A 12,139-nucleotide genomic window follows, 5' to 3' on the forward strand; every position below is an offset into this window, starting at 1 on the left:
GCCGTTCAAGGACCGCTCGGACGGCGTCCGGATCGACCCGCGCGCCCTCAGCATCGCCCTGGACGACCTGCTCCCCGCAGAGCGCACCGTCGCCGTCGACTCGGGCAACTTCATGGGCTACCCGACGATGTACCTCGACGTCCCCGACGCGGACGGCCTGGTCTTCACGCAGGGCTTCCAGGCCGTCGGCCTCGGCCTCGCGACGGCGGTCGGCGCGGCCCTCGCCCGCCCGGACCGGCTCACCGTCGCGGCGCTCGGCGACGGCGGCGCGATGATGTCGGCGGCCGAGCTCGACACCGCCGCGCGGCTCGGCCTCGGCCTGCTGGTCGTGGTCTACGACGACGAGGCGTACGGCTCCGAGGCGCACCGCTTCGGCGCGCACGGGCACCCCCTGGACACGGTCACGTTCCCGCCCGCCGACCTCGCCGGGGTCGCCCGCGCGTACGGCTGCGACGCGCTGACCGTCCGGCGGGTGGAGGATCTCGAGCCGGTGCGGGACTGGCTGTCCGGTCCCCGTGACCGTCCGTTCCTGGTCCAGGCGAAGGTCACGTCCGACCATCCCGCCTGGTGGATGACGGACGCCTCCCAGGGCGACTGACGGCCCTTCAGGAGGCGAGGACATTCCCCTGTGGCTCGCGCGGGGACGGGGCGCCGCGTCGCGCCCGTATACCCCCGATCCGGTCCGGGGGATAGGGCTTGACCGTTTCAGCCCCAGTACTTACCTTCGCGTCAGTTGTGTCTCACGTCACACCGCCCCTAGGAGGAGAGCATGGCGGAACGACTGAGAACGTCCTTCCGGCTGACCGGGCTGGGCCGCGAGATGGCCGCCGAGTTCGCCGGAACCCTGATCCTCATCCTGTTCGGTGTCGGAGTCGTGGCGCAGGTCGTCGCGGGAGGGATCGGCAACCACGACAGCATCGCCTGGGCCTGGGGCCTCGGCGTCACCCTGGGCGTCTACGCGTCCGCGACGATCAGCGGCGGGCACCTCAACCCGGCCGTGACCCTGGCCCTGGCGGTCTTCAAGGGCTTCTCCTGGCGCAAGGTCGTCCCGTTCATGGGCGCCCAGGTCGCCGGGGCGTTCGTGGCGGCCCTCATCGTCCGCTGGAACTACTCCGAGGTGCTCGCCAAGGCCGACCCCGGCCACACCCTGAAGACCCAGGGCGTGTTCTCTACCCTCCCCGGCAATGGAACGCTCCCGGTCAGCCACTGGGGAGCGCTCCGCGACCAGGTCATCGGCACCGCGATCCTGCTGTTCCTCGTCCTCGCCCTCACCGACCTCAAGAACAACCCGCCGCTCGCCAACCTCGCGCCCGTCGTCATCGGCCTGCTGGTCGTCGCGATCGGGATGGCCTGGGGCACCGACGCCGGGTACGCCATCAACCCCGCCCGCGACTTCGGCCCGCGCCTGGCCGAGTACCTCACCGGGTTCGGGGGAGCGTGGCGCGACCAGAACCACGATCTCTACTTCTGGGTGCCGATCATCGGCCCGCTGATCGGCGGGCTCGTCGGCGCGGGCCTCTACCTGGTATTGATCGGGAACCACCTGACCGACCCCGAGGACGCCGGGGACGCGGCCGAGCCGAGCCGCGCCGCCCCGCAGGAGTCCTGACCGCCGCCGTCCCCACCCCGACCAGCGAGGAGAGCAGTGCCGATGGCCGACTTCGTCGGAGCACTGGACCAGGGCACCACGAGCACCCGCTTCATGATCTTCGACCACGGCGGCAACGAGATCGCCCGCCACCAGCTGGAGCACGAGCAGATCCTGCCCCGGGCGGGCTGGGTCGAGCACGACCCGACCGAGATCTGGGAGCGCACCCGCGCCGTCATCCAGTCGACCCTCAACCGGGCGAACCTGTCCCACGGCGACCTGGCCGCGCTCGGCATCACCAACCAGCGCGAGACGACCGTGGTGTGGAACCGGCGCACGGGCCGTCCCTACTACAACGCCATCGTCTGGCAGGACACCCGCACCGACCGCATCGCCAGCGCCCTCGAACGCGACGGGCGCGGCGAGACCATCCGGCACCGCGCCGGGCTGCCGCCCGCCACCTACTTCTCCGGCGGCAAGATCCAGTGGATCCTGGAGAACGTCGACGGCGTCCGGGAGGCCGCCGAGAACGGCGAGGCCGTCTTCGGCAACATCGACACCTGGCTGCTGTGGAACCTCACCGGCGGCACCGACGGCGGCGTCCACGTCACCGACCCCACCAACGCCAGCCGCACGATGCTGATGGACCTGGAGACCCTCGACTGGGACGACCAGCTCCTGTCGTTCTTCGGCGTCCCGCGCGCGATGCTCCCCGAGATCCGGCCGTCGTCCTCACCCGACCCGTACGGCGTGACCCGCGCGGACGGCCCGCTCGGCGGCGAGGTGCCGCTCACCGGCGACCTCGGCGACCAGCAGGCCGCGACGGTCGGGCAGGTCTGCTTCTCCCCGGGCGAGGCCAAGAACACCTACGGCACCGGCAACTTCCTCCTCCTCAACACCGGCCAGGACCTCGTCCGCTCCAAGGCGGGCATGCTCACCACCGTCTGCTACAAGCTCGGCGACGCCGCGCCCGTGTACGCGCTGGAGGGCTCGATCGCCGTCACCGGATCGGCCGTCCAGTGGCTGCGCGACCAGCTCGGCATCATCTCCGGCGCGGCGCAGAGCGAGGCGCTCGCCGCGCAGGTCGAGGACAACGGCGGCGTCTACTTCGTCCCGGCGTTCTCCGGCCTGTTCGCGCCGTACTGGCGCAGCGACGCGCGCGGCGCGATCGTCGGGCTGTCCCGGTTCAACACCAACGCCCACGTGGCCCGCGCGACGCTGGAGGCGATCTGCTACCAGTCCCGCGACGTCGTCGAGGCGATGCGGGAGGACTCGGGCGTCTCGCTGGACGTGCTGAAGGTGGACGGCGGCGTCACCGCGAACGAGCTGTGCATGCAGATGCAGGCCGACATCCTCGGCGTCCCGGTGTCGCGTCCGGTGGTCGCCGAGACCACCGCGCTCGGCGCCGCGTACGCGGCGGGCCTGGCGGTCGGCTTCTGGAACTCGACCGACGAACTGCGCCAGAACTGGAACGAGGACAAGCGCTGGACGCCCACGTGGGACGAGGCCCAGCGCGAGTCCGGATACGCGGGCTGGCGCAAGGCCGTGGAACGCACCTTCGGCTGGGTCGACGTCGAGTGACGTCCTGACCCGCCGGCCTACGGGAACCGCCCGCACCGGACGATCCGGTGCGGGCGGTTCCGCGTTCCGTGGTCACACCTCGACGGCGACCGGACGCTGCTCCGCCTCGGCATCCTGAACCCGCGCCGGGCGGCGCAGGTTCAGCAGCAGCCCCCCGAGCGCGGCGACCGCCGCCAGCGCGGCCAGCGACCAGCCCGTGGCGTACTCGGCGTGCCGGGTGGACCCGCTCGCCTCGAACCGGGTGAGGAACAGCGTGCCGATGGTCGCGATGCCGATCACCTGCCCGCCCTGCATGACGGTCAGCAGCAGCCCGCTGGCGTCGGCGGCGTCCTCGGGCGGGACGTTCGCCAGCGCGTTCGTCATGACGATCGGCATCACGCCGAGCCCGAGCCCGATGACGGCGGTGAGCGCGAGGTAGGCCGCGCCCCCGGACGCGAGCGGCCCGACCCACAGGTAGCCGGCCGCCGCGACCGCGAACCCGATCGGGATCAGCCGGCGGTGCCACCGCGCCGGCAGCCGCTGCCAGTAGAGGCTGACGACGGCGAACGCCAGCACACAGGGGACGAACGCCAGCCCGGACTTCAGCGGCGTCATCTTCAGGTCGCCCTGGAGGTGCAGCGTGGTGGTGAACAGGAACGACCCCCACGAGCCGGGGCCGAACACCAGCGTGACCGCGCAGACCAGGATGCCGGGCGCCCGCAGCACCCGCCCGGAGATCAGCGGACGCCCGCCACGCGCCGCGAACCGCCGTTCGACCAGCGCGAACACGACGAACAGCACGGCACTGGCCGCCAGCGCCGCCCAGCTCCACGCGGGCCAGCCGAGCTCGTGTCCCAGGATCAGCGGCACGACGAGCAGGACCAGCGCCGGGGTCAGGACGGCGAGCCCCACCGGGTCCAGGCCGCCGCGCCGGTCCTCGTCCGCGCGGGGCAGCAGTCGCGGCCCGGCGGCGAGCAGCACCAGGCCGATCGGCACGTTCACCAGGAACACCAGCCGCCAGCCCGACCCGAACAGGTCCGCGCTGACCAGCAGCCCGCCGAGCACCTGCCCGACAACGACGCCGCCTGCGATCACCATCGCGTACATGCTGAGCGCCCGGGCCCGCGCGGGCCCCTGGAACCCGCGCTGGATCATGCTCATGACCTGCGGCGTCATCAGCGCGGCCCCAATGCCCTGGAGGAACCGCACGACGATGAGGAACCCGGTCGTCGGAGCCAGCCCGCACGCCAGCGAGGCCACTGTGAACAGCGCGAGCCCGCCGAGGAACACCCGGCGGTGCCCGAGCAGATCACCGAGCCGGGCCCCGGTGATCAGAAGCGCCGCGTAGGCGATGATGTATCCGGCCACGACCAGTTGCAGGCCCGCGCCGCTCGCGTGCAGGTCCGCGCGCAGCGTCGGCAGCGCGACGTTCACGATGTTGACGTCGAGGATGGCCATGAACTGCCCGAGCAGCAGCAGCGCCAGCATCGGGCCGGTAGACCGTGCGGAGGACGCCCGCACGCCCTTCATGCGTTCGGTCGGAAATGTCATGCATGTAGCTTCCATCCGCTTTGATACCGGTGCCGAGAGCCCCGTGATACTGGTACTGACACCACCTGGCTCACCCGCCAGACTTCTGGCGACATGTCCGGTAGGCGCGTATGGCGCCGCAGACCCCCGGGGACACACCCACCAGTGGTCAAACCCCTGAGGCGACACGGAAGCGACCGCCACCGCCCCACCGAAACCAGCACCGACCGACGAGCGCACGTCACAAGTGGCCGTCAGCGACGTCCACATGCCGGGCCCGTCAGCCGCGCCGGGCCGGGGCCATCCTGGTGCGCCGGCGTCCTGCGTGAACATCGCACGGCCTGCTCCGGCGGAGCTCCGTGCCCAGACCGCTGGCCTCATCCTGGGCGCGACCACCACCAGCCTGCCGAGCCTCCGCGAGCAGGGGCAGACCCTGGTGAGGTCGCGCGGTGGGTCGAGATATGGCGGGAGCGAGCGACGAGGTCAGGGCCTCCGCTCAGCGGCTCCCTGTCGCCTGGCGCTCCGCGAGTTCGCCGAGGCTGAGCCCTGGTGGCCAGGCCCTTGATGCTGGGCGTATGACCATTGACCAGTGCACGCAGCTCACCGTCGGCCTCGCCCTCGTCCTGGCGGAACGGCGGTAGTGCCGTCAGGGGGCTCCGAAAGGTGCGCCGCCTGGCCGCGTCGTGAGCCAATGCCAGGCGGCATCGGCCTTCGCCCGCTGATGGGCCCTCAGACCAGGGATGTTGGGTGGAGCGGGTCGCATCGACTGCGTCAGGTAGTCGCCGCACATGGCGGCGAGCAGGGCGTTGACCTGGGCGTCGTCGGCGAGACGTGCCTGCTGGGAGGACCGCCAGATCTGTTCGACGTCCGAGGTGTGCACGGCCGCAGACGTCAGGAGCATGACGAGGTCGACCCAGGGTGCGGCAGCGACGGCATACGCCCAGTCCACGAGCATCACGGGCCGGTCGTCTTGGCCGGTGAGCAGGAGGTTGTCGGCGCGGAGGTCCGTGTGCGCCAGGGTGTCGCCGCCGGTGGCCTTGTCCCATCCGGCTTCCAGGGCGGCCAGGGCGCCGAGGTGGGTACGGGCCCAGTCGGGCAGCCGGTCCACGCCGGTGTCGGGTGCTGCGGCGAGGCGTCGCCAACTGCTGTAGTTGTCGGCCAGGTCAACCGCGATCGGCAGGGCGCCGGGCGGGGCGGGTGTGAGTATCTCGGTCATCTCGGCGAGCGTTCGGACGACGAGTTCGAGGTCGGCGGGCTGCCAAGGCTGCACCGGCATGGCCCCGGGGATCCAGTCCAGTACCAGGACGACCCAATCCCCGTCGTCCAGACTCCACAGCAGACGGGGGGCCGGCGCTGCGCCGGGGAGCTGGCGCATGGCCTGGACCTCCCGTCGGTACAAGCCGGGAGCGTGAGGATCGCGTCCGACGCTGATGGCCTTGGCGAAAACGGTGCGGCCGTCATCGAGGTCGAGGCGGGAGGCCAAGCCCGGGGAGAACCCACCAGTGCAGCCACGAGCCTGGGTGATCCGGGTTCCAAGCGCCTCGGTGACAGCGTCGCGGACCTGGGCGGGTAGGTCGGCCCAGCCCAGCCGGTTGGTGGTGGTCATGGCCTGCCCCTCGGGGTTCGCTCTGGGGGTGGATGCAGGAGCGCGCCGCCGGTTCCGAGAGCCAGTGGCGCGCTTCCTGCGAGGTGAGGCGTCGTCAGAGACGTTCAGGCGCGTCGATCCCCAGTAGGCCGAGCCCGCGTGCGAGGACGCGGGCGGTGTGTGCCGCGAGGGCGAGCCGACTCTCGCGGGTTGGGCCCTCGGCCTTGAGTACCGGGCAGTGTTCGTAGAACGTCGAGAACGCGGTGGCGGTCTCGTACAGGTAGGTCGCCAGGCGATGCGGCTCGGAGTGCCGGACGGCCAGCGAGACGGCTGCGGGGTACTGGCTGAGTTTGAGCGCGAGGGCCCGCTCGGCGTCCTCGATGAGCTCCACCCGCGGAACACTGAGCGCGTCGTCGGCGTTCATCTCCGCTCTGCGGAGCAGGGAGTGGATGCGCGCGCCCGCATACTGCAGGTAGACGGACGTGTTGCCGTCCAGCGACAACATGCGGTCCCAGTCGAACAGGTAGTCCTTATCGCGGGCGACCGACAGGTCCGCGTACTTGACCGCGCCGATCCCGACCGCGTGGGCGATGCTGGCCTGCTGCTCGGGCGCGAGGTCGCTGCGTTCGGCGACGACTTCGGTGGCGCGCCGGACGGCCTCGTCGAGGAGATCGGCGAGCTTGAGGCTCGCACCGGACCGGGAGGCGAGGATCTTGCCGTCGCTGCCCAGGACGCTGCCGAACGCCACGTGTACGGCGCGGGCGGTCGTGGGCAGCCAGTCGGCCTCGTGGGCAGCGGCGAAGATCAGCTCGAAGTGGAGGGACTGGGGCGCGCCGACGACGTACAGCAGGTCGTCCGCCTTGAGCTCCTGGGAGCGGTAGCGGATGGTCGCGAGGTCGGTGGTGTCGTAGTTGTAGCCGCCGTCCCGCTTTCGGATGATCAGTGGCATCGGATCGCCGTCGCGGTTCACGAAGCCGTGCGGGAACACGCACAGCGCGCCTTCGGAGATCCGTGCGAGGCCCTTGGCGGTCAGCTCATCGCAGGTCGGTGCGAGCACGTCGTTGTACGCGGACTCGCCCTTGTAGTCGACGGGGCTGAGCTTGACACCGAGCTTGGCGTACACCGCCTCGATGTGTCTTTTGCTCTCGTTGAGCAGTCGTTCCCACAGGACGAGCGTGGCGGGGTCACCTGCCTGGAGCGCGACGACCCGCTTGCGGGACCGCTCGGCGAATGCCGGGTCCGCGTCGAACTTGCGCGACGCCTCGACGTAGAAGGCGTTCAGGTCGGCGATGTCGATCTCGTCGCCGCCTGCGAGGCCTTCGTCGACCAGGTGCTCGACGAGCTTGCCGAACGGGGTGCCCCAGTCGCCGAGGTGGTTCTGCCGGATCACCTCGTGGCCGAGTTCCTCCAGCATGCGGACGAGGGCGTCGCCGATGATCGTGGAGCGCAGGTGCCCCACGTGCATCTCCTTGGCCATGTTCGGCGAGCTGTAGTCGACCACGACCCGCCGCGGGTCCTGCAGGGGCAGACCGAGCCGGGTGTCGGCGGCCAGTTCCAGCAGGTTCGAAGCGAGGAATTCGCTGGTGAAAGTCAGGTTGATGAAGCCGGGCCCGGCGACTTCAGGCGCTTCCAGGCCGGTGGTGTCGAGGTGCGCGGCGATTTGCTCGCCGACCTCCCGGGACGCCAGCTTGAGCTGCTTGGCGAGGGGCATCGCGGCGTTGCACTGGTAGTCGGCGCGTCGGCCGGGCGCGGAGGGTCGGATCACGGCCTGTTCGCCGCTGATCTCGATGCCGAACGCGGCGCGAACGGCGCGAGCGACACGTGCCTCCAACTCGTTGCCCAGGTCGGACAGCACGACGACTCCCTCTTGCTCGGTGGAATGGTGCGGTCAGGCTACCGCCGGGGCCCCAGATGCTCCCCAGAGTCGACATTGATGACCTGCCCAGTTACCGAAATGGCATGCTCCAAAAACCGCAAAGCCATCGACAGGTCGTCAAGGCGGGCGGGTCGCTGGAGCACCGCACGCTCTCGGGCCTGGTCGACGAGCCAGTTCGGCCCGTGGCCGGCATCGACCGGGGGGAGGACCAGGCCCGGCGCCAGAGCGTTCACCCTGACCTTGGGAGCGAGCGCCTTCGCGAGCAGTAGCGTCGACTGGGCGAGGGTGTGCTTGGCCAGCTCGTAGTCGAGGCGTTGCCCGTCAAGGAGCCTGAGCCTGGCGTCCAGGACGTTCACCACGTGCCCGCCGCGCCCGCGGGACACGACCCGGACCAGGTCCAGCGGTGCCAGCAGGTGCACCGCCAGGGCGTGGTGCAGGTCGTCCCAGTTGATGCTGGACAGCGGCCGCGTGGCGGGAAACGCCGAGGCGTTGTTGACCAGGAGGTCCACGCGCAGATCCCGCAACACCGCGCTCCACCGGCTCACCGCGCCTTGGTCGGCAAGGTCGACAACGTGCGTGGTGACAGCGGCGCCATATCGCGCCCGGAGGGTCTGCGCCTTAGCATGGAGCCGCGCCTGGTCATGGCCTGTGTGCAGGTGAAGCGTGTAGCCGTCGGCGGCGAGCGCCGCGGCCAGGGCCGCCCCGATGCGCGAGGCGGCCCCGGTGACGAGCGCTGTGCGATATCGAGCCACGGCTACGCCGCTAGTCCGTGCACTTCACAGAACGCCTGCCAGATGGTGGGCGGCCCGGCGATGAGGCGGGTCTGCCGCGCCAGGTGGGTGATCAGTACCCGCTCGGCGGCTGTGAGGTCAGCGGCCCTCTCGACGACGAACAATCGGGAGCGGGGTTCCTCGGTCACGCCTCCGACGCCTATACAGGACCCCATATTGAGGTACAGCCAGTCAGGGCGCCCGACCCGGTCGTAGACGTCTTGCAGGGCGGTGACCTCGTCAGATGTCGGGGTCTGTATCCGGACGGGCATCACGTCGATGTCCGATAGGTAGGGATGCCAGACCCCCGCGGGCGCGCTCACGAGCGAGCCGGACAGGACAAGCGCCACCTGCTGGTCCGCAGGGAATGCCTCGACGAGCGCATCGACGATCAGCCGGTGCCGGGCGTGCTCGACCTCGATGTCCTCGTCGTCGTAGCGGGCGATCAGGTGGGCCGTGATCTTCCGGGCGAACTCGTCGACCAGCCAAACCCTCCCCGGGTCTGGCCCTTGCCGGAGCAGCCCGAGCAGGCCGTCCAACAGTTCCCGAACACGCGCCCGGTTCGTGGGCCCGCCGGGCAGGATCGCGTTGAGCGCCGTCACCTCGGCCTCACCGACTTCGACCAGCCCTGGCGTAAGGATCTTCCCCACGGCGGCCACGGCGTCCGCGGCCAGCCCTGGGGCGACCGCACCCGGCGTGCGCGGCAGATCATCAAGGTAGAGGGGGAGAGTCTCCCGCAGCTCCGCCCAGCGCGGCCCAGGCGGCAGCGCCTCGTCGACCAGGGCCCTGCTCCCCGACGCAGGGATAGGCGACGGCAGGTCAACGACGACGTCGGCGATCCGCGGATCGAACACGGCCATCGTCGGGATCTCCTCCTCACTCCACGACAGGTAGCCCGCCGCGCGCCCGGCGACGACCAGGTCCCCCTGAACGGCGTAGTTCGCGACGCACCGCGCTGCCCGCTGACGTGCGTCGTCGACGTCGACTCGGCTGCTGCCCCAGCGTGCGCGCCGCTGCATCTGCCGCCGCATCACCTGCCGCGCCGCTGTCGCTCCGCCGGGGTCGTCGAGGCAGCGGGCGAGTCGCTCGGCGTACTCGTTCAGCAACTGCTCGTACCGTTCGCGGTCGCTGGCGAGGAACTCGCTGAGCGCCACCACCTCGACCGGCAGAGGCGCCACCGCGAGCGCCTCGACCGCGGCAGCCCGAGCCGCCGGCCACGCTTCCCGAACGGCGGCGGCTCCGTCGGTCCCGGGCGGGAGCATCCAGTTCCGTGCCGGGTCCAGGTCATCGAAGATCACCAGGATCGTCTTGGCTTCGGGCGGCATAGGCACCGTCGGCGTAGCGAGGGCTCGCGCGAGTTCGAGCACCGGATGCGGCTGCTGGCTGCCGGACAGGTCAGCGAGCACCAGCGAGGACGTCGGAACGAAGTACCCGCGGTCGAACTGACAGGGCATGCACATGATCGCGATGGCGCGGCCAGCAAGGGGCGGTGCCCAATCGATCGGCGTACCCATCAGGCCACCTCGCCTAGGCGCAGGCTGTCGCAGGGGTGCAACTGCGGTCCGGCGGCCCGCAGCTCGGCAGCGATGTCCCGGACGCGGCGGCCTCCGATCAGGGCGTCCGGGGCGATGTCGGCCAGCGGAACCGCGACGTGTGCGAACCGGGACACGTCCGGGTGCGGCACCTCCCAGTGCTCCCCGTACGGACCCGTGAGCCCGTCGGTGTGCAGGATGTCCAGGTCGATCGTCCGCGGGCGCCAGCTGGTCGACGGAACGCGGCCAAGTCGCTCCTCGACCAGGGTGAGCGACTCCTTCAGCGCCACCAGGTCGGCGACGTCACGGGCCGTGTAGGTCAGCGCTGCTGCCGCGTTGAGGAAGTCTCCGCCGTTCACGCCGCCGACCGGCGTGCTGCGGTAGACCGGCGAGACCCGCGTGACCGGTCGGAGCTCCGCGAGAGCCTTCACCGCGAGCGGCAAGTTGACGTCGGGCGAGATGTTGGAGCCGAGACCGATGAACACGGTACCCATCGCCTACCGCCGCCCTTCGTGGGCGATTGCGAAGAACTCCTGTCGTGACCGCGCGTCGTCGCGGAACTCGCCGGTGAGGGACGTGGTGAGCGTGATTGTCCCAGGGGCCTGCGCGCCACGCAGGGTCATGCACATGTGCTCGGCGCGGATCATCACACCCACCCCGCGGGCCTTGAGCTGGTCATGCAGGTAGGAGGCGATCTGCTTGGTGAGGCGCTCCTGCACTTGAGGGCCGGAGGCGAACATCTCAACGACCCGCGCGAGCTTGCTCAGCCCCACGATCCGCTCGTCAGGGAGGTACGCGACGACGGCCTGACCCGTGAATGGGAGCGCGTGGTGCTCGCAGAGGCTCACCACCGGGATTCCGTGCTGGGCGACCAGCTCGGTGTACCCCTCCAGATTGGGGAAGGTCGTCAGGTTGAAGGCTCGGGGCGTCATGAGCTCCTGCAGCGCGTGAACCATGCGCTCGGGTGTGCGCCGCGTGGACTCGGTGTCGAGGTCTACGCCGAGCGCGGCGAGGAGGCCGGCGGCGTGTTCTTCAGCCGACAGGGTGCGGGAGTAGGCGGGGTTCGCGAGCTTCATGCGAGAACTCCCGCCGTGGTGCGCTGTGGACGGTTCTGCGGCTCATAGTCGCTCGTGGTTCTCTCCAGCGCGACGCCGACGCTGTCGGTGTAGCGGAGCGCTCCCGGCTTGTGGACGCGGACCCGCACCGAACGGGCGCCGTGCTCGACGATGAGGATCCGTGCGATCGTCGACGCCAGCGCCTCCACCGTCCGGCACGTCGACGACTCGACGAACGCGATGACCGCCTTCGTCGGCGGCTTGTAGTCCCACACGCTCGCAGGGTCGTCGACGGCGTCGACCACGGGGAGCGGGGGCTCGATCCGCAGGTCGATCACGACGTCCGACAGGCCCCGGCGTTCCTGCCCGTGCACCCCGATCACGCAGCGCAGACGCAGACCCTCCACCTCAATGACATCCACGGCGGCCCCCTCCTGGGTTGGTCGGCCCGACGGGTGTGGGCCGTTGCTCCTCAGTGCGCCGCACAAACGCGACGGCGTGGAGAGGGTGTGCGTACTAGTGGCTCGTTACGCAACCTTGCTGGGGTAACTGGTCCATGATCGGATCGGGGAGCTGGCGGCGAAGTTGGTTTTCGGGTGGGTGTTGTGGTTGTGCCAGCGGATGTAGGCGGCGATGGCGCGGT

11 protein-coding genes are annotated in these 12,139 nt (G+C 70.5%); 3 read left to right on the forward strand and 8 right to left on the reverse strand.

Annotation, left to right across the window (positions count from 1 at the left end):
• The 3 genes from EBO15_RS40785 to glpK all read left to right on the forward strand — a co-directional run.
• On the forward strand, positions 1–598 hold a 598-nt coding region (locus EBO15_RS40785), incomplete at its 5' end, for a thiamine pyrophosphate-dependent enzyme (RefSeq protein WP_233616816.1).
• A gap of 171 nt (positions 599–769) precedes the next feature.
• On the forward strand, positions 770–1,609 hold the full coding sequence (locus EBO15_RS40790; protein WP_122199807.1) for an MIP/aquaporin family protein: 840 nt from the start codon (positions 770–772) through the stop codon (positions 1,607–1,609).
• Positions 1,610–1,651: 42 nt separating this feature from the next.
• Positions 1,652–3,169, forward strand: a complete 1,518-nt coding sequence (gene glpK / locus EBO15_RS40795; protein ID WP_122199808.1) for a glycerol kinase GlpK — start codon at positions 1,652–1,654, stop codon at positions 3,167–3,169.
• A gap of 72 nt (positions 3,170–3,241) precedes the next feature.
• Here the strand turns inward: glpK and EBO15_RS40800 are convergent, their stop codons facing one another.
• From EBO15_RS40800 to EBO15_RS40840, 8 genes are all read right to left on the reverse strand, one after another.
• Positions 3,242–4,699, reverse strand: coding sequence for an MFS transporter (locus tag EBO15_RS40800; protein WP_122199809.1), 1,458 nt, complete (start codon positions 4,697–4,699; stop codon positions 3,242–3,244).
• Positions 4,700–5,324: 625 nt separating this feature from the next.
• Complete coding sequence (locus EBO15_RS40810; RefSeq protein WP_122199811.1) at positions 5,325–6,284, reverse strand: phosphotransferase family protein; 960 nt, start codon at positions 6,282–6,284, stop codon at positions 5,325–5,327.
• A 94-nt stretch (positions 6,285–6,378) separates the two neighbouring features.
• A complete protein-coding gene (argS, locus tag EBO15_RS40815) occupies positions 6,379–8,115 on the reverse strand; it encodes an arginine--tRNA ligase (protein ID WP_378239787.1) in 1,737 nt (578 codons plus the stop codon).
• 41 nt (positions 8,116–8,156) lie between these two features.
• Complete coding sequence (locus tag EBO15_RS40820; protein ID WP_122199813.1) at positions 8,157–8,891, reverse strand: SDR family oxidoreductase; 735 nt, start codon at positions 8,889–8,891, stop codon at positions 8,157–8,159.
• Between the two features lie 2 nt (positions 8,892–8,893).
• Positions 8,894–10,423 (reverse strand): hypothetical protein, encoded by a 1,530-nt coding sequence (locus tag EBO15_RS40825; protein WP_122199814.1) that lies wholly within the window; start codon positions 10,421–10,423, stop codon positions 8,894–8,896.
• Positions 10,423–10,935: a 2-amino-4-hydroxy-6-hydroxymethyldihydropteridine diphosphokinase gene (gene folK, locus EBO15_RS40830; RefSeq protein WP_122199815.1), complete on the reverse strand. Its 513-nt coding sequence runs from the start codon at positions 10,933–10,935 to the stop codon at positions 10,423–10,425. The genes EBO15_RS40825 and folK overlap by 1 nt, the downstream gene beginning before the upstream one ends.
• Positions 10,936–10,938: 3 nt before the next feature.
• Positions 10,939–11,517, reverse strand: coding sequence for a GTP cyclohydrolase I (gene folE, locus EBO15_RS40835; RefSeq protein ID WP_122199816.1), 579 nt, complete (start codon positions 11,515–11,517; stop codon positions 10,939–10,941).
• On the reverse strand, positions 11,514–11,918 hold the full coding sequence (locus EBO15_RS40840; protein WP_122199817.1) for a dihydroneopterin aldolase: 405 nt from the start codon (positions 11,916–11,918) through the stop codon (positions 11,514–11,516). Before EBO15_RS40840 ends, folE begins: the two co-directional genes overlap by 4 nt.
• Positions 11,919–12,139: the final 221 nt, after the last annotated feature.

The organism is Actinomadura harenae (genome assembly GCF_003696215.1).
In the GTDB taxonomy this organism is placed as follows: domain Bacteria; phylum Actinomycetota; class Actinomycetes; order Streptosporangiales; family Streptosporangiaceae; genus Spirillospora; species Spirillospora harenae.